General features: G+C 48.1%; 12 protein-coding genes. 4 read left to right on the forward strand and 8 right to left on the reverse strand.

Features of this window, described 5'->3' with window-relative positions:
- Positions 1 to 168: 168 nt before the first annotated feature.
- A complete protein-coding gene (locus BLV62_RS09730) occupies positions 169 to 600 on the reverse strand; it encodes a MarR family winged helix-turn-helix transcriptional regulator (protein WP_089761122.1) in 432 nt (143 codons plus the stop codon).
- 55 nt (positions 601 to 655) lie between these two features.
- Between BLV62_RS09730 and BLV62_RS09735 the strand changes: the two genes are divergently transcribed.
- The 3 genes from BLV62_RS09735 (at position 656) to BLV62_RS09745 (ending at position 6,120) form a co-directional block, all read left to right on the forward strand.
- A complete protein-coding gene (locus tag BLV62_RS09735) occupies positions 656 to 2,908 on the forward strand; it encodes an ATP-binding cassette domain-containing protein (RefSeq protein WP_089761124.1) in 2,253 nt (750 codons plus the stop codon).
- A gap of 83 nt (positions 2,909 to 2,991) precedes the next feature.
- Entirely contained in the window at positions 2,992 to 4,512 is a 1,521-nt protein-coding gene (locus BLV62_RS09740) for a M60 family metallopeptidase (RefSeq protein ID WP_089761126.1), read from the forward strand.
- A gap of 249 nt (positions 4,513 to 4,761) precedes the next feature.
- Positions 4,762 to 6,120 (forward strand): Gfo/Idh/MocA family oxidoreductase, encoded by a 1,359-nt coding sequence (locus tag BLV62_RS09745; RefSeq protein WP_089761128.1) that lies wholly within the window; start codon positions 4,762 to 4,764, stop codon positions 6,118 to 6,120.
- Between the two features lie 318 nt (positions 6,121 to 6,438).
- On the opposite strand, the gene BLV62_RS09750 is transcribed toward BLV62_RS09745, so the two are convergent.
- The 7 genes from BLV62_RS09750 to rhaT all read right to left on the reverse strand — a co-directional run bounded on the left by BLV62_RS09750 (position 6,439) and on the right by rhaT (position 18,510).
- On the reverse strand, positions 6,439 to 8,205 hold the full coding sequence (locus tag BLV62_RS09750; RefSeq protein WP_089761280.1) for an alpha-L-rhamnosidase-related protein: 1,767 nt from the start codon (positions 8,203 to 8,205) through the stop codon (positions 6,439 to 6,441).
- A 28-nt stretch (positions 8,206 to 8,233) separates the two neighbouring features.
- Positions 8,234 to 11,461 carry a glycosyl hydrolase gene (locus BLV62_RS09755; protein WP_089761130.1) on the reverse strand — a complete coding sequence of 1,076 codons (3,228 nt, stop codon included), beginning with the start codon at positions 11,459 to 11,461 and terminating at the stop codon, positions 8,234 to 8,236.
- A gap of 137 nt (positions 11,462 to 11,598) precedes the next feature.
- Positions 11,599 to 12,540, reverse strand: a complete 942-nt coding sequence (locus tag BLV62_RS09760; RefSeq protein WP_089761132.1) for an alpha/beta hydrolase — start codon at positions 12,538 to 12,540, stop codon at positions 11,599 to 11,601.
- A gap of 24 nt (positions 12,541 to 12,564) precedes the next feature.
- Positions 12,565 to 13,959 (reverse strand): FGGY-family carbohydrate kinase, encoded by a 1,395-nt coding sequence (locus BLV62_RS09765; RefSeq protein ID WP_089761134.1) that lies wholly within the window; start codon positions 13,957 to 13,959, stop codon positions 12,565 to 12,567.
- Positions 13,960 to 13,974: 15 nt separating this feature from the next.
- Positions 13,975 to 15,249, reverse strand: coding sequence for a sugar isomerase (locus BLV62_RS09770; protein WP_089761136.1), 1,275 nt, complete (start codon positions 15,247 to 15,249; stop codon positions 13,975 to 13,977).
- 36 nt (positions 15,250 to 15,285) lie between these two features.
- On the reverse strand, positions 15,286 to 17,412 hold the full coding sequence (locus BLV62_RS09775) for a bifunctional aldolase/short-chain dehydrogenase (RefSeq protein ID WP_089761137.1): 2,127 nt from the start codon (positions 17,410 to 17,412) through the stop codon (positions 15,286 to 15,288).
- 42 nt (positions 17,413 to 17,454) lie between these two features.
- Positions 17,455 to 18,510 carry an L-rhamnose/proton symporter RhaT gene (gene rhaT, locus BLV62_RS09780; RefSeq protein ID WP_089761282.1) on the reverse strand — a complete coding sequence of 352 codons (1,056 nt, stop codon included), beginning with the start codon at positions 18,508 to 18,510 and terminating at the stop codon, positions 17,455 to 17,457.
- 179 nt (positions 18,511 to 18,689) lie between these two features.
- On the opposite strand from rhaT, the gene BLV62_RS09785 reads away from it, so the two are divergent.
- Positions 18,690 to 19,713 (forward strand): winged helix-turn-helix domain-containing protein (locus BLV62_RS09785; protein ID WP_089761139.1); only part of this gene is annotated, 1,024 nt, incomplete at its 3' end.

Below are 19,713 nucleotides of genomic sequence, written 5' to 3' on the forward strand. Positions count from 1 at the left end.
TACTGAGGTTAACGTCTTCCTTTTTCGGCTTAGGTTAGTATTTGTTTACGTCATTATGACGCAAAGTAAAAACAAAAAACCGGAACTGCAAAACGGTATAGGTAGCTTGATAAGAAATGAGGTAAGAAAACGGCTGGCGATACGGGTCAAAGTCTTGCCTTAAAATATTTATGGCTCCGTAGATTTAACCTCTGCCAACACCTTGCCCAGCAAAGCCGACAGCTGCTGCAACTCGGATTTGGAAAGAATTTCAGCCGCCCGGGCGGTCACATGATGGCGGAAATTCTCCGAATTATCCACCAGGAACTTACCTTTCTCTGTAACTTCCAGGAAGAATACCCTTTTATCGCCAGGGTTCTGCCGCTGAACCAGCAAGCCACTCTCTACCAGGAACCTCACCTGTCGGGAAATCGCAGGCTGACTTACCCCAAAGGCCCTGGCCAACTCGCTTCCCGTTACCATCCCCTTCCGGTATATAAATTCCACGATGTTATAATGCGTGGCTGTTACCCCGTTATAGTTGCCTTTATTCATGTTGGCAAGTATATAACACTGGAGGTCAGTGAATATCTCGAAAAACTGCTGCTTTGATTGGTCCATTGATAAATATACTTAACTTTGTTAACTATTAACAAAGTTAATAAATTTATTGGGTATGAAAGATATTGTTGTAGTGAACGCAAGACAGAATAACCTGAAGAATATCTCCATTAAAATTCCTAAAAACCGCATTACTGTTTTTACCGGTGTTTCTGGTTCAGGCAAATCGTCACTGGTCTTTGAAACCATTGGAGCGGAAGCGCAACGGCAGATCAATGAAACCCAGCACAGTTTTATCAGGAACCGTTTGCAGCATTACGGTGTTCCGGATGTGGAGAAGATCGAGAACCTGAACGTTCCCATTATCATCAACCAGAAAAGACTGGGCGGCAACGCCCGGTCGACCGTCGGAACAGCAACCGATGTTTATGCGGCACTGCGGCTCCTCTACTCCCGCATGGGCGAACCATTCGTAGGCTATTCCAATGTTTTTTCTTTCAATAACCCGCAGGGCATGTGCCCTGAATGCGAAGGCCTTGGCTATGTTCAAACCGTTAACGTTTCACACCTCATCGACAAAGAACGATCGCTGAACGAAGGCGCCATCCGGTTTCCCACGTTTCAGCCGGGCGGCTGGCGCTGGACCCGCTATGTTCATTCTGGATACTTTGATAATGATAAAAAGCTGAAAGACTATACGAAAGAGGAATGGGACCTGCTTTTAAATGCAGCCGAACATAAGCTGGAGCATCCGTCTCCCGAATGGGGTAAAACAGTAAAATACGAGGGGATTATCCCCCGGATTGAAAAAGCTTTCCTGAAAAAAGACTCCAAAGAAAATACCACGAGGAAAGATGCTTTGAAGAAAGTGATCACAACTAAAACCTGTCCCCGCTGCCTGGGAAAAAGGCTCAACGAAAAAATACTGTCCTGCAAGATCGGCGGGCTGGATATTGCCGACTGCACGGCTATGTCGGTAGATGACCTCTTGAATTTCATCCATTCTCTCCATTCAACTACCTACGAATCTATCCTCCAGGAATTAACGAGAAAACTGCAGAATATCATCAATATCGGCCTACCCTACCTCACCCTCGACAGGCGTACCGATACCCTTTCGGGGGGCGAATCCCAGAGGATCAAAATGGTAAAGAACCTCGGAAACAGCCTGGTAGACCTGCTCTATATCTTCGATGAACCGAGCATCGGCCTTCATCCCAAAGACATCCAGCATATTGCCAATATTATCAGGCAGATAAGGGATAAAGGGAATACGGTACTGATCGTGGAGCATGATCCTGACCTGATCAAAATCGCCGATCATGTGGTGGATATGGGACCAGGATCTGGTGAAGAAGGCGGAGAAATTATATTTGAAGGAAGTTTTAAGGAGCTGAAAAGATCTTCCGGGCAAACCGGCTCCTACTTCTCTCATCATCCTACCTACAGGAAAAATCCCCGGTCGGCAACCGGGTACCTGCAGATCAATAATGCCAATGCCCATAACCTCCGGGATCTGAGCGTTCAGATACCAACCGGCATCATGACGGTGATCACCGGCGTGGCAGGTTCGGGAAAAAGTACGCTGATGACGGAAGTACTGCCGCAATATTATCCTTCCGTTACCATTATAGACCAATCGGCATTTACCGCGGGGATACGCTCTAATTTACTGACCTACCTGCATCTTTCGGATACTGTAAGGGCGCTGTTCGCGAAGCAGAATAAAGTTTCGGAAAAACTGTTCAGCAGGAACAGTGAAGGCGCCTGCAAAAACTGTAATGGCCTGGGCGTCGAAAAAATTGACCTGGCATTTATGGATGATATAGAACAGCCCTGCGAAGTATGCGGCGGCACAGGCTTCGATCCTAAAGTGCTTCAGTATACCTACAAACGTCAGAACATTGCCGATATAATGCGGATGACCGTGACCAAAGCGCAGCAATTCTTTACTGAGCCGGCGTTTAGCAAAGAGTTTGAGCTGCTGATGCAATTAGGATTAGGGTATCTTACCTTAGGCCAGCGTCTCGACAGTTTTTCGGGAGGAGAAAGACAACGGTTAAAACTAACCCGGGAATTAAAGGAAACCAACAAAATACTGGTGCTGGACGAACCCAGTACCGGCCTACATCCCAGCGATACAAAAAAACTGCTTTCCTTCCTGGATCATTTGGCAGGTAAACAAAACACCCTGCTGGTCATCGAACATAACCTGGACATCATCGCCCAGGCCGATTGGATCATCGACATCGGCCCCGGCGCCGGCAAGTTTGGAGGCCAGATCGTTTTCGAGGGCACGGTGGAAGAATTACTTAAAAACAGGAAGTCGTTCACTGCTGAATACCTGAGGAAGCACCTGGCCATATAATATCGGGGGTCTTATCATGATATAAAAAAACGATAGTTTACACTATCATAGTTCTATATTAGTTATAAGAACCACACGAATAAATGAAAAAACTATTCTCGTTGCTGGCCGTGATCAGCTATCTCCCATCCCTTGCCCAGCAAGGCCCGGTACACGTAGAAAGCCTGGTCATCAACCCATACCAGACCTTTTCAAAGAAAGACACTTCAGAAAGGAAACAGATTGCAGGCTGGTGCCTATATATGTCAACCAACGAGGATTACAAACATATCACAGAACAGGCTTCGGCCAAATATTTTCCCGGCCCTGTAAAAGAGGGTGCGAAAAAGGTAAAGCGGACGGTGAACATCCGGCACCAGCAGTTACCGGATGAACAGCTTCCTATTGTAAGCCGCATGTCGTTCAGCGACCCGTTAAGAAGCACCATGTACAGCACCGGCCTGTATGCCGTAGCGGGGCAACCTATTGAGATACAGATACCAGACAGCCTGGTAGCGAAAGGGCTTCATGTGCAGATAGGCTGCCATACCGACCCGCTGCAGGCGGGCTGGTCGGCGTTCGAAGACTGGCGGCGCATGCCTTATATCATCACCGACATTGCACTCAATAAAACGAAAAAGAAGGTAACCAGTCCATTCGGCGGGCTTGTTTATATCAACTGCGAACCCGCAACCAGTTCCTGGAGCAGCAATATTACAATTGACGGCGCTATTGCGTCGCCCCTGTATGTAAAAGGGCAAACCAGCAACGAAGAATGGCAACGGCAATTGCAACAAAATAAAGCGCCCTGGGGAGAACTGATGGCGGATAAGATCATTTTGTCGCTGCCCGACAGCGTATTGCAAACCATTAAACATCCGGACAGCGTTGCCGCCCTCTGGGATCTGATCGTGAGCGGAGAAATGGAACTGGCGCAATTACCTGACAAGCCCTATCGCCCACAGCGCATGGTAATAGATGAACATCTCTTTGCCGGGTATGCGCATAGCGGTTACCCGTTCATGGTTCATCACAGTCCTACCATGCATATGTTGTCAACCGATATAGTGGTAGACCCGGGCAAATTGCTGGTTCCCAGCGAAGGAGGCGCCAACTGGGGTTTCTTTCACGAGATAGGTCACAACATGCAGAACTACGATTGGGTATTTGACGGCACCACTGAAGTGAGCTGCAACTTTTTCTCCCTCTATATGTTCGACCGGCTCACAGGCGGCAGGGATGGCGCGCATTCAGACATCCGCAATACTCATACAACAGCGTTGATGAAAGAATATTTCGCAAATGGAGCGAATTATGAAACCTGGAAGAACGAACCGTTTTTAGGGCTGATACTTTTCAGGCAATTGCAGGAAGCCTTCGGATGGGAGTCGTTCAAAACGTTTTTCCGGAAATGCCAGGAAGCTGCAAAGGCAGATCCGAAGTTTGAGAGGCCGTTATCAGATGCGGCCAAGCGCGACCGGTGGGTAGGCGATTTCTCGGCCATCACGCAACGCAACCTGGCGCCTTTCTTCGAAAAATGGGGCATTCCCATCAGCGACAGCGTTAAAGCTGTTGTTCAGCAATACCCGGTATGGATGCCATATAATTTTCCTCCGCAACCATAACAAAACAACCAGGCGATACAAATTGCCAAACCATGAAAGTACTGAGCATTTTAACGTCCCCTCCCTGGTGGAAGGTAGAAAATCTCTCACCTTCAAAAGAGGTAGCGGGAATTCTTCTTGCAGCGTCAAACCCGTAAATAACGCCTGTCGCCAGCTGATACTTTTTTCGTAGTAATATTTAAGGATTTTTTGTATGTTGAAACGTGGAGATAGAAATATCTCCGTACCCTACATATAAAAATTCCACGTATGGAGCAGTTTAACATTAACCGACGACGTTTTCTCAAAGGCGCTACTGCAACCCTGGCCTTATCTGCATTAGGGGCAAGCGGCCTTGACTTTATCTATCCTGCCAAACCTCTTCGTGTAGCCCTGATAGGTACCGGGTGGTATGGAAAAAGCGATCTTTTTAAATTGATACAGGTGGCGCCTGTCAACGTAGTAGCCTTATGTGATGTAGACGAGCAAATGCTGAAAGGCGCAGGCGAAATGGTTCGTCAACGCCAGGCTTCACACCAGACGCCCAAATTGTATAAAGACTACAGGAAGCTGCTGGCCGAAAACCAGCTGGATATTGTACTTATCGGCACGCCCGACCACTGGCATGCCCTGCAAACCATTGAGGCGCTGAAATCCGGCGCCAACGTATATGTTCAGAAACCTATCAGCGTAGATGTATTGGAAGGAGAAGCCATGCTGGCCACCGCACGCAAGTACAACAAGGTAGTGCAGGTCGGCACCCAGCGCAAAAGCACCCCACACCTGATAGAAGCCAAGAAAAACATCGTAGATGCGGGACTGTTAGGCAAGATATCGCACGTTGAAATGTGTTGCTACTATCATATGCGCAACAACGGCAACCCTCCTTTACAGGCTGTTCCTGAATACTTCGATTATGAAATGTGGACAGGCCCCGCTCCTATGCGGCCTTTCGACGGCATGCCTCATGTACGCTGGTGGCGTGCGTTTATGGAATACGGCAACGGGATCATGGGAGATATGTGCATTCACATGTTCGATACCGTACGATGGATGCTGCAACTGGGCTGGCCTAAGCGCATCAGTTCTACAGGCGGCATCTATGTTCAAAAAGAAGGTAAATCCAACATCGCCGATACACAACACGCCATCTTTGAATACGATGGCCTGAACTGCGTCTGGCAACACCGTACCTGGGGTACGCCGGCAGATCCCAAATATCCCTGGAGCTTTAAGCTGTATGGAGAAAAAGGAACACTATCGGGCAGCCCCATGTCGTACGACTTTGTGCCTGAAGGAAACGGCACACCTATCCATAAGGATGTTGTATACGAAAAAGAAAAATACCCTGAAGACCTGCAGGAGCCCGGAATTGAACTGCATGCCGCACCGGCTACCCGCCTGCACATGCTGAATTTCCTGGAAGCCATCCAGAAAGGAAGCAGGCCGGTAGCAGATATAGAAGAAGGGCATATTTCTACAGCCAGCTGCATCCTTGCCAACATTTCGATGAAGCTGGGCAGACCTTTAGCGTATGACCCTCAACGGAAGATCGTTATCAACGACCCGGAAGCCACCGCCTTACTGAAACGCCCGTATCGCGGCCCGTGGGTACACCCTTTCGCGTAGTTGCACGCAAAGAGGCAGAAGGAGGCAAAGAGCGCAAAGGATTTTTTTAAGGGAAATAAGGGAGTGAAGTTTTTAAGTGAAATAAGAAGGGAAGAATTTTTAGGAAAAATAAACAGGTAAAGGGAGCGAAGTTTTTTAAGTGAAATACGAAGGGAAGAATTTTTAGAAAAAACAAACAGGCAAAGGGAGCGAAGAATGTGTTATACAACATAATCTTCGCTCCCTTTGTTTTCTTATTTCCCTTACCTCCTTTTTTTCCTTATTTCCCTTAAAAAAATCCTTTGCGCTCTTTGCCTCCTTCCGCCTCTTTGCGTGCAACTACTTCCGCAGGATTTTTACCTGGGACGGCGCCTTGATATCCGATTGGATCTTGCCGTCGGGGAGCTTCCTGTGTTTGATGGTTACCACACCGTAGGGGGTTGGGAAGGTTCCCTCAGCGAAAGTAAGGTCGCCCAAATGCGGTACTATTCTCAAGACTTTACAGCCTGGTTCTACTACGCTTACACCTAAAACATGTTCGGTTAACCAGGCGGTAGGACCGCTTGCCCAGCCATGGCAGAGGCTATGCCTGAAGCCTTTATAGCAATAGGCGCCGTAATCGCCATGGATGTCTTTCTGGCCGGGCTTCACTACTTCATCGATCCGGGAAGCGTTAGGCAGCCAGTCCATATTGAAATCTTCCCAGAATGTAGTAGCACCGAGGTTTAACATGGCGCCCCAGTAAGTGCGGATATTGTTCAGGCTACCCTGGTAGTCGCCGGCCTTGGCTTTTGCCTGCAACATATAATAGCCGTAGAAGGTAGAGAAATCTTTTACGCCGCCTACTGATAATACTTCCTGGTTGATCTTTTCTGCGGGCGCCATATCGGCCAGCGCAAGCAATGCGGCAGCCTGTTTGGAGCCGTTAATTTCGGGAACATATTTTTTTAGCCTGCTGATGGCCTCTGCGCATTTTTCGGCAGTTGCATGATCGTTCAGGCGTTTGCTGAGATCTGCGCCAGCCTGTAGGGTCATTACCATCATTGCCTGCAAACCCGCATGAATGGCAGGTTTATTTTCGCTGGATGGCCAGTCGAGGAAGCGGGTACCATCTGTCAGTTTCTCCGAATTGGTAACCGGGTCTATTTTACTTACCAGTTGTGCCAGTAGTCCTTTCAGGTATGCGGCCTGCTGCTTCAGGTAGTTCATATCACCGGTATGCATAAACCAGTCGCGCTGTATAAGCACCCACCACATGGAGTACGAGATCATGCCGTTCATATAGCCGGGTAAGGGAGTAATATCTCTTGAGAGATCCAGGCTTTTAGGCACTACTTCGTTATTGCCAAACACGGCGCTGATAGTGGAAGTTTCAGGATGCATATCTCCTATCCAAACCAGGCGATCACGTTTGATACCGTCCCAGAGATAATCCTGCATATTCAGGTGAACCGTATAGGCGCCTGTCATCCAGATCTTATCCAACAGTGGATCGCTGGATTTAAAGCTACCAAGGTACGGGATATCACGGTATACGAAAATGGCCCTTACTTCCTTCAGTTGCAGTTCGGTGTTATCATCGAGCAGGTCTATTCTTACAAACCTGAAACCGGTGTTTCCTACTTCCAGTTTGCCGAGCCAGGGCACTTCAACGATCATATCGCGCATGGCGTGATCGTTGGTTGCATTTTTCTGCGGTTCGATGTCGCTCATTGCCTCGCTTACGGATTCGCCGAACCGTACCCGGAGCTTAACGGGTTTGTTTACCTTGCTCATACCGGTTACGATCTGCAAACCGCCATGGAGTTCAGTGCCAAAATCGAACAGCAATGCCGGATGCACGCTGCTGGTACTTTTCAGGATGCACATATCCTTGTTGGCCAGATCTGCCTGCCCGTTCCCTTTCAAAAGGAAACGGGAGGCATTGATCACGTTTTCGCCTTCTTTTCCTGCCTGCCAGACAATTTTAACGGGCGATAAATATTTTCTCACTGTAGGCGTGGTTTCAACAGTGGCATTCCTGCTTTGGTCGAAGATGGGGGGCAGCTGGGCGCTGGCTGTATAAGCGCTCAATAACAACGCTGCTGCCGGGAGTATATGCTTCATGTTCATCACTGGCTGTTCAGTTACAGAATTAATAATTAACGGATATTAAGGCCACAGGACCTGCAAGGCCTGCCGGCTGATAACTGTCGGTAGGTTTATAAGGATTGACATTAGACCAGGTTTTGCGTTCAGATTCCGGCAGCTTGCTGTCGCCTATCAGCCTGTTCACCCAGGTGTTCACCACTTCCACTTCCAGTTTGTTGCTGCCTTTCTTCAATGCATTTTTTACGTTAACACGGTACGGAGCCGTCCACACGGTGCCCAGGTCAACGCCGTTCAGCTTTACTTTAGCCATTACGTTAACGGCGCCCAGGTCCAGGTACAGAGCGTTGTTTGCCGGGATATTACTTACCTCAAAAGTAGTGGTATAAACCGCTGTACCGGAATAGGCCCTGATCCGTTCATCGCTGCTCGCTGTCCAGTCTGTGAGCTTTTCGAAAGTAACAGGACCTGATGGGCCGCGCTTCGCAGGATCAAAGGTAACCGTCCATGGTTTTTCCAGTGTCGTAAGCACTTCCGGAGCCGGGAAATTTTGTTTGCCGGAAGCCTTCTTCCCTACATTCTTTTTAAACACAATGAAACCGCTTTGTGCCGGTGCTAACGTTAACGGCACGACGGTATGCTGGCCTTCCACGGTATACTCTGGCAACGCTCTTGTTTCGCCGGTTACGGCATCCCACCACTCCGGTTGCATACCGGTTACCCTGAAAGCAGGCGATAACGTGAGTTCTCCTGCGCCTTGGTTGGTGATGAAATAAACTTCTCCTTCCGGCGTAGAGCGATGTATGTATAATGCTTCTGCGGGTAATTGTTTAACATCCGGCTGAAGGCCGATTTCGGCCAGGGCTTCCTCCATGGTCAGCCCATTCATTACGGTACCCTGTCCTACCTTTCTTTTGCGTTCTGCACTGTTACCCCATAATTCGGTGGCTAACTGCTGCACTTTCGTATCTGCCGCCGGGTAGTTCTGCAAGCTTGGAGAGCGTTTGGGAGCGGGACCCAGGATAACGGCGCCCTGCTTCACCAACTGGCTGATCTTCTCCAGCAATTCGGGCCGCATGGTTTCCAGTTTAGGCAAAACCATCATGCGGTAGCTCATCCCATCGGGTAATACGAGCCTGCCATTCTTTACCTGCAGCCTGGTTTCAATTACCTCGGCATTGATGTAATCGAAAGAATAGCCTTTAGGCAATTCCGGATCTCTTACCCCTGTCATTTTAGGAGCGTCTTCCCCAATAAAATAAGCAACGTCGTTCACTACTTTACCTTGTTGCAGCAGGAAATTACATCTCCTGATATAATCAACAAATGCCTTGCCCTGGTAAAACCAGGTGTTCTTGCGGTTAAATTCAGTTCCAAAACCCGCGTTCACACCTGGTTCACGATCTTCATACGGTTGCTCTATAAATACGTGCAATAATGTGTGGTTAATGCCTTCGGTAAACGACCAGTCGCCTCTTCTCTTCAGTAAGGCAGGATAGCGACCATACGCATTCCCGCCGGCGGTGAAGGATTCTGCCGCCACTCTTGTTTTGCCATAAATATGCGCAGCGGAGGAAGCCGCCCGGCATTCTATATTCCCCAATGAACCTTCGTTCCAGAATTCGCCGGCTATCTCGTCCGATTGTCCGCCATACTTCAGGAACTCTGAAGGAAATCCCCAGTGGCCGTAGTTTTCCAGCCAAATCTTCATACCATCTTTGTTGCTCACCTTACGAAGTCCGCCCACGTATTTATAAGCTACCCGGTCGGCTACGAGCCTTCTCAGGTCCCACAGGAACCTGTCTGACAGGTCCTGCGAGCCTACCACTCTGCCTCCCAATACGGGCAGGTATGGCAGGGGATCATAGCCGTATTTCTGTTTGAAGTCATCCGCCATATCGTCTGTCCAGTTCTGAGAACCGGTTTCGTAGCTATCTGCTACTACCCATTTCAGGGACTTGCGATCGGCAGGCGACATGCTGTTCCTGATCTTTCCTACAAAAGAATCATAGTGATGCTGCACATAGGCATCATTCATTTTATCCAGCTCCAGCCCTATTCCTTCCGGGGAGGCGGGTCCATTCTGCACGCCTGTTGGCAGCATGCCATATTGTATCACGATCCATTTGCCGGCAGGCGCATTCCAGTTAAGCGTTCCGTCGGCGGATACCTGTTTGGTCAGGTTGATGGCGGCGGATGGATTGATCACCAGCGCCGGATCATTTACCGTCGCCTGTTGAGGCCATTGGTATTCGTTCCACAAAGGCAGAGGAGTCTGAAACATTTTAGAGAGTTGTTTCTCTTCATATCTTTCAACGCGGGGCGCTGTGAGCAGTTTTGTTTCAGCAAGCATAATGTTGCCGCCCGTTACTTCCAGCCTGTATGATTTTCCTTTTACAGGGGCGAAGGACACAGCCACAGGGGCATAGGGTCTGAAACCTACGTTCCCCTGCGGATTGCTGCGGTCCATTTCAAAAGTAGTCACTGTTCGATATTGTTCACCGTCCTTAACCTGCAGGGCCACACTACCCTTGAATGGTTTAGCGGCGGGATAGATCACCAGGCTTCTTGCCGTGAAATCTGATTTTACTTCAAAATCGATATACGAACCTTTGCCTAAAGGCTTGGCTGTTTTAACTTCTTCCGCTGTATTATCATCTATCAATCCATTGATATTTGTGAACTGTGCATTGGAAGTCAATACCGGGTTATGCCTGGCTATTTCCTCCCTGTCGGCTGCCGGTTCGGGGAAAGCGATCACCGCTACCTGTTGAAAGTCCGTTGAGACAGTGGGGAACTTTACGTTCACCTGCCGGCCGCCGTCTACGCGCACCTCGTTACCTGCCAGGTAACGCATTGACTGGCCTGGTTTGATCCATGGGCCTCCGCTCTGGCTCCAGCCCGGGCTGTTGAACATGCCGATATCAATACCTTTATCTGTAGCAGTTTTAATGGCTGCATGCGTAGCTTTCCACCATTCATCCGAAAATAATTTTACGGTACCATAAGGCACCTCTTCTTTCGCATAACCAATGTTACCAATGAATGCACGACCGATGCCTACTTTCTGCATCGCTTCCACATCTTTTTTAACACCTTCAACAGAAACGTTATCGCTCATCCAGTACCAGTAAACGCTTGGTTTGATTGTTTCGGGAGGAGTTATAAATCCTTTCAGCATAGGCCCCTGCTGGGCGTTAACGGCAACAGAAGCCGTCAGCATACCAGCAACCAGGCTGCATCCGATTCTTTTTCTCAGTATCAGTTGATTCATAAGTAGAATTTGAAAACAGGGATTGGCTTACCCTGTTGGTTTTAGTTCATTCTGTATGTATAGGGCAAAAGTTTCCCTGTCTGCCATGCCATAGCATTTCAGGCTATCAACAACAATCCCTAAAATAGAAAAGAGTATTAGTATAACTGTCCTGTACCTCCCTGCAACAGGGGATTATCGGCATTCAGCATCCCTGTTCTTCCCAGCCATTTCATAATGATCTGCATCCATGCATCGCGCTGCAGTTTGAGCACAAATCCATGATCCCCTTCCGGGTAAAGATGCATTTCCGCCGGAACATGCGCACGACGTAATGCCTGGTAAAAAGCAATAGAATTGTCTACGTCCACTACCTTGTCATCTTCCGTGTGGAATAACAAAGTAGGAGGCGTTTGCAGGGTGACCTGGCGGTCGTTTGAATAGTATCTTACTTTATCTTCGTCCGGGTTCTCTCCCAGCAGGTTTCTGCGGGAACCGGGATGCGTGAGGTATTTTTCCATGCTGATCACCGGGTACACGAGTATCATAAATGCGGGTCTGAGATTCACTCCTGCATTTTCTGCCAGCACCGGCCTGTCGAAATGCGTACCTGCAGTGGAAGCAAGGTGACCGCCGGCAGAGAAGCCCATGATACCAATTCGGTTGGTATCTATATTCCACTCGGCTGCATGTTGCCTTACCGTTTTGAAGGCTTGCTGCACATCCTGCAACGGACCGCTGCTTTTGTCTTTCATGATCTTGTCGGAAGGCAGGCGGTATTTTACAACAATGGCTGCAATACCTTGTTTCAGGAAAAAATCTGCGATATCCGTTCCTTCGCGTTTATATACCACGGTGCTGTAACCGCCGCCAGGGCAGATCACTACAGCGGCGCCGGTAGCTTTTTCTTTAGGTGGAATAAAGAGCGTTAAAGTAGGTTCGCTCACCAGTCTCCTGTTGTCGCCATCATCTTTTGTTTCTTCGTTCCTGGCGGCAATCCCGCCGGGAGGCAGACCAGGATACAGCGGAATAACATTTTGTGCTTGCGCATGGAAAGACAGCAGGCAACAGGCAAGGAAGAAAAAGAAACGCATCTGCATAGTATGAAGCTGTTAAATTACACGTTAGATGGCGGCATCATGCGTAACGGAATAGTACTTGAGCTCAATCAGGTCGTTTGGCAGCGGTTTGCTATTCCAGGCATTATGAATAGCCAGCGCTGCTCCCATTGCTGTAGCCTGCGCCATTGATGCGGCGAAGATCTCAATGTCCGGGAAAAGTCCTGCCAGCAGGTTCATATAGATCGCATTTTTGCTGAATCCACCATCAACGAATATACGCTTTACCGCGGCTCCGTCCAATACTCTTTTGGTAGCAATATATTGCTGGTTGGCTATATCGATCATCAGTTGATGATAAGCTTCTACATCGGAGGAAAAAGCGCCCAGGTCGCGCTGCCCGAATACGGAGGTTTGCAGCTGCGTTTTATCAGGCGCCCGGTAAGTTTCGCCGGCGTTTCGTTCCTGCAGGCTGCGAACAATGCGGCTATCATACTCCACGCTCCTGTACCGGGCTGGTTGCTGGTTAAAATGAGCGGCAATACGCTTCACCTGTTGTTCGTGTTCATAACCGGCAAAAAGACGGGAAGCCTTAACGGGTTTCCCCTGGAAAGTCATATAGCATAAACAATCTGCCTCTAATTCTTCGTTGGTAAGAGGAGTGTCATTGAACGGGTTCAGGCTGATACACCAGGTACCGGTGGAAATAAGCACGAAAGGTTCATGGAAATTCACCAGGTAAGGGATCAGTGCAGCGCTGCTGTCGTGCAGGCCCACGCCTACTGCATAATCGCTTCCCGGGAATGTGGCGGGCAATACTTCAGAAGAAATAAGGAGAGGCGCCAGCTTTTCCAGCACCCCTTCCTTTGTTACCCACGTATGATAGTTATTTTGCTGAAAATCCCAGAAGTTGGTATGACAGCCGATGCTGGTAATATCAGAACAAGCCTGACCAGTTACCAGGTAGCTCATGTACTGAGGCAGGTGCAGGGCATATTTTACCTTCGCAAATACCTCCGGTCTTTCGTATTTCAACCGGTACAACTGCATCCCGCTGTTTAACGATCCCAATACAGGAGATGCTGTTTGTACCGAAAAAGCTGTTTTCCCGCCATAAGTATTGTAGAACTGCTCGCTTAACGCTTCCGGGTAGGCTTTAAGGTAGTTGTACAACGGGGTAAGCGGGCGGCCTTCTTCATCGATATACACCAGGCTTGCGCCGTAGGTCGAAAAGTTGATCGCCTTTATTGCCACGTCTTTACGCCTGAAAACCTCTCTTAACGAATCGAAAACGGAGAGCCTGAGACTTTCCAGGTTTTCACAAGGGTCTCCATCTTCATCAGTAGTTTCAGTAAATCTCGCGGTCCGTTCCAGGATGATCCGGTATTGTTCGTCGAACAGGAACAGTTTCTTGTTGGTTTTGCCAACATCAAAGATGGCTATAACGGGAATTTGACTCATAAATACGCTAAAAAATTACAAACCGGTTGCCATAGTTTTGGCTCCTCTTTCCTTAATCAGGTGGTCGCGCACTTTTTCAGACCTGTAAAGTGCAATTGGATTGATGGCGCCCCCTGCTCTTCTTCTTGCTTCTGCTACCAAAGAACGTACATCTGTCCGGAAAGCCTGTTGCAGTACTTCCTGCGCTGTTACCACATCATTCTCCTGTTGCGCCGCCAGCAGCTTATTGCGATCTACCAGCAAAGCCTGGGCATAGCTGATCATAATCGCTTCTACCGACTGCAAGAGATCTTCCAACGGATCTTTGACGTTATGAGAAGCATCTATCATCCATCCCAGATCAGTGTTATGATTCATTCCACGAGCGTCCATTCCTTCGATCAGCTCATTGAATATAAGAAATAATTGATAAGGTTTCATGCAGCCTACTGTCAGGTCATCATCTCCATATTTGGAATCATTAAAATGGAAACCTCCCAGTTTGCCTTCCATCAGCAGCAATGAAACGATCTGTTCGATGTTGGCATTGGGCAGATGGTGCCCCAGGTCTACCAACGTGTAAGCTTTAGGACCCAGTTTCTGCGCATAAAGCAGCGACTGGCCCCAATCTCCTACCGTAGTCGAATAGAAGTTAGGTTCCGCTGCTTTATACTCCACAAACATCTTCCAGTTATCCGGCAGGTGTTTGTAGATCTCCTGCAATCCTTCCAGGGTGTTCTGAAAAGCATGGCGGAAATTAAGCTGGCCAGGGAAACAAGAGCCATCAGATAACCAAACGGTTAAGGACTCTGATCCCAGTTCAATACCATGCCTGATCACTTCGATATTATGATCTATGGCCTGTTGGCGGATAGCTTTGTTCACGTTCTGCAATGAACCGAATTTGTAGCTCAACGCCTGTCCTGGCTGATCCTGGAAGGTGTTGGAGTTCATCGCATCAAAACGGAGGCCGTGCTGGGCGGCTAATGCCTTGATATGAGAAGGATTGGAAGGGATATCCCAGGGAATATGCAGGGAGATGGCGCCGCTCGACTGGTTTAGCTGGTGCAGCAGCCCTATATCCTCTATTTTCTCTTCCAGGTTGCGTGGTTCGCCCCCGCCGGGGAAACGGCCAAAGCGCGTACCGCCTGTACCTAAAGCCCAGCTGGGAATAGCTACCTGGAAATCTGTCAGTTTCCGGATGATGCTTTCCGCATCATTTATCTCGCCCGCCAGGAATTCATAGGCCCGCTTCAGCGAAGGGGCCAATGAATCATTATGTTCAGCGATTTTATATTTTTCGATCTGCATTGTTAATGTTTTAGTAGGTAAGAAAAGATAATCACTTTATCTCACAAAGGCCATTGCTACGCCGCCATCCACGTTCAGTACATTACCGGTAGCCTTGTTCAGCAACCCGCCTACAAATGCAAAGCAGGCGTTGGCAATATCTTCAGGCACGATGATTTCGTTAAGCAATGTTCTTTTCGCGTAGTAAGCAGGCAACTCTTCCACGGTAACACCGTAAGCCTTTGCGCGGCCTTCAGCCCATGCGCCAGCCCAGATCTTGCTGTCGGATATCACAGCATCCGGGTTCACTACGTTCACGCGTATATGATCTTTACCCAGTTCGGCGGCATTCAGGCGACTGAGGTGCAGCTGGGCCGCTTTTGCCGAACCGTAGCCGGCGTTGTTAGGACCGGAAACAAGCGCATTCTTGCTTACAATGTTCAACACATCTCCCCCTGTACCCTGTTTTCTCATGATCTCGATGCCCTGCTGGGTTACAAGGAACTGGCCTTTTACCAACACATCATATAACAGGTCCCAGTCTTTTTCTGTATGTTCTTCCAATGGTTTGGAAATAGACAAACCGGCGCAGTTCACCACGATGTCTACCCCTCCAAATGCCAGCGCCGCAGTATCATAGGCTTTGCGGATAGATGCTGCATCTGTAACATCCAGTACTTCCGCTGCGAACCCGTCTTTACCGAACAGGCGGTTAAAATCTTCTGTTGCGGTGCCGAGGCGTTGTGCATCATTATCGTTGATCACTACCACGGCGCCTTCTTCAGCGAATTTTTTTGCGATGGCTTTACCAATACCACCGGCGCTGCCCGTAACCAGTGCAATTTTGCCTGTCAGCGCTTTAGGCTTCGGCATTCTTTGCAGCTTCGCTTCTTCCAGCAGCCAGTATTCGATATTGAAAGCTTCCTGGCGAGGTAAGGAAGTATATTCAGATACTGCCTCCGCGCCTTTCATTACGTTGATCGCGTTGATATAGAATTCTGCGGCCACTCTTGCGGTTTGTTTGTCTTTCGCAAAGGTGAACATACCCACACCCGGGTAAAGGATCACCACGGGGTTAGGATCGCGCATAGCCGGACTGTTAGGGTGCTTGCATGCGTTATAATAGTCGGCATACATCTGCCTGTAAGCTTCGAAAAGCGGTTTCAGTCCCTCCTTCAGCGCTGCCACATTACCCAGGTCAGCGTCGGGCGCCAGGTTTAACACCAGCGGGCTGATCTTGGTACGAAGGAAGTGATCAGGGCAGCTGGTACCCAGCGGGGCCAGGCGATCCAGGTCTTTGGAATTAATGAACTCCAATACGCGGGCATCGTCGGTGAAATGCCCTACCATTTTCTGGTAAGAAGAGCAGAATCCGCGCAATACCGGCGCCAGTGCGGCAGCTTGTTTTTTACGGGCTTCAGGCTCCAGGGACTGTATTTTGGCGCCGCCAAACACCGGTTTGGTACGGCCAGTATGTTCTTCCAGGTAAGCGGCGCAACGTTCGATCACTTCCAGGGTATTGATATAGCTTTCGTAAGCTGTATCGCCCCAGGTGAAGAGACCGTGAGAGCCGAGCATGATACCGCGGATACCCGGATTTTCGTCGAGGCATTGTTTTAATTGCAGCCCCAGGTCGAATCCTGGTTTCTGCCAGGGCACCCAACCGATAGTGCCGCCAAACAGCTCTTCGGTGATACGTTTGCCATCTTTTGCCGCAGCAATGGCGATGGCGGCATCCGGGTGCAGGTGATCGATATGTTTGAAAGGAAGGAAGCCATGCAACGGGGTATCAATGGACGGAGCTTTGGAACTCAGATCATAAATGCAATGATTAAACAGTTCTACCATCTCATCTTCATGCTGAATGCCCCTGTAGATATTCTTAAGACTGCGAAGACGATCAACATATAAAGCCGCTAACCCACTTTTCTTCAGTGTACCAAGATCACCACCTGAACCTTTTACCCACATTACTTCTACCGGTTCGCCAGTGAGCGGATCCTTTGCCATAGCTTTACAGGAGGTATTTCCTCCACCGTAGTTCGTAAGGCGCAGATCTGCACCGAGTAAATTGGAACGATAGATCAGCAAGGCAACTTCATCACCAGCCATAGAGGCGGCTGTTGCTTCATCCCATAAATAGCTGACATGCTTGAATTGAGTAGTAGTTCCATCTAAAGACATACTATATAGTTTTTAACGTTTTTAATTTGCGAAATGCGCAGGTTAATTACTGAGAGAATTACCATACCCTACAAGCACTACAGATAAAATAATTGTGAATATACCGAGGGAAATAGTCGATAATGTTTTACGGCTGGCATTCTTCCATTCTTTCAACACAAAGCCCCAGACACCGGAGATCAGGATGATAAATGCCATGTGCAGGATCCAGGAACTGGCGTCATTGCCGAGGTTACTTTCTCCCATCCCGTAAAAGAAAAACTGCAAAAACCAGGTGGTGCCGGCCAAAGCCGCAAAGAAATAATTCCGGGCTAACGGGGTCGATTTATTCGTATAGTCACCAAACGATTGATTGCGTTTATTCAGGAACACACACCATATCAGGTTAGTAGTTAAACCTCCTAACATAATTACTACAAAGATGACATTATTTTTAAATAATGGGTTAGCATTATTTGCCACCGCAGCATCGCCCATGGTTTTACCTGCGGATATGGCAAAGCTCATGCAGGCGCTGAGGATACCGGAAACAATAGCCACCGCAAGGCCTTTGCGCAGGTTAAATTCCTGTATAGTAGCGGTTTTCTGTTCGTGCGACAGCTCCTTTTCTTTCATCATACCTGCCTTGCCGCAGATGGCAATTCCCGCCAGGCAAACCAGGGTACCTAATAATACGAACATGCCTTTATTGCTATGGAGCATGGCGGTAAAATTATTAGGATCATCAGAGAAGAATTCGCGGTAAATAGGCGGGATCAAAGCGCCAAATGCAGAACAGAAGCCCAGGGCTACCGCCATGCCCAACGACATGCCCAGGTAACGCATAGAGAGGCCGAAAGTTAATCCGCCAATCCCCCATAATACGCCCAGGAAATATGTCCAGAACAATACGTTGCCTGGGGTAGCGCCGATGATATCCATAAAGCCGGGTACAGTTAACCAGGCAGCAATGAACGGAATGATCAACCAGGAGAACAAACCACCAACAATCCAGTAACTTTCCCAATTCCAACCTTTCACTCTTTTATAGGGAATATAAAAACTACCGGAGGCGAAACCGCCTATAAAATGGAATAAAACGCCCAATAAAGCTTGCATAATGTTATCAATAATTTTATAACGTGGAGAACTTATGAGCATAAAAATATAACAAGCATTTTTTTAAACTGTCATGTACTGTCATGCTTCTGCTTTACCGTTTTTATTGTTGAATTAAATCCTTATCATTGCTGGGAATTCCAGCATAATTATAGCAGCCATTTATATATCTGCCGCGTATGAAGCAACATCCGATTTTTAAGTACCTGTTCATAGACGATTTCTCTGCAACACCTAAGTATTACCAGCTTGCCAATTCAATTATCAAGGCGATTGTCGACAAAAAAGTGCAGCAGGACGATATTTTGCCGTCTATCAATGAAGTGAGCTATGCATTTGAAATATCCAGGGATACCGCCGAAAAGGCGTATAAATACCTGAAAGGCCTGGGCATACTTGGTTCTGTTCCGGGCAAAGGATATTATGTACAACAAACAAATCTCGATCAGCGATATAAGATCCTCCTGTTATTCAATAAACTTAGCGAACATAAAAAGATCATATATGATTCTTTTGCAGATAAACTGGGTAAACAGGCGAACATAGATTTCTATATCTACAACAGCGATTTCAGCCTCTTCAAGAAGCTGTTATCCCAAAACCTGAACGAGTATACACATGTTGTTATTTTGCCACATTTCCGGGAACGCTGGGAGCATGTGGATGAAGTGATCAATACCATTCCGAAAGAAAAACTCATCTTGCTTGACAAAAAGCTGAAAGGAGTGACCGGCGAATACGGCGCCGTATATGAAAACTTCCAGGAAGATATTTACGGGGCGCTGGAAAAGGCCAAGGATAAATTACAACGTTACCATACCCTGAAGATCATTTTTCCCGACAATACCTATTACCCTGAAGAAATTTATGAAGGCTTCGTACAATTCTGCCAGAACTATGCTTTCAACAGTAAAAAGGTAGATGATATTACGGTAGAAGAAATGCAGCCGGGAGATGTTTATATAAATATGAGGGAAAGCGATTTGGTACTGCTGATCGAGCGGATCATCTCCCTGGATCTGCAGATCGGCAAAGATGTAGGGGTGATCTCTTATAATGAAACGCCGCTGAAAAAATTCATTCTCAATGGTATTACCACCATTTCTACCGACTTTAAATCTATGGGCGAAATGGCGGCACAACTGATACAGGAAAATTCCCGCGCCCAGATAGAAGTCCCATTCTATGTGACGATGCGCTCGT

It is taken from the genome of Chitinophaga terrae (ex Kim and Jung 2007) (genome assembly GCF_900107795.1).
Classification (GTDB): Bacteria; Bacteroidota; Bacteroidia; order Chitinophagales; family Chitinophagaceae; genus Chitinophaga; species Chitinophaga terrae.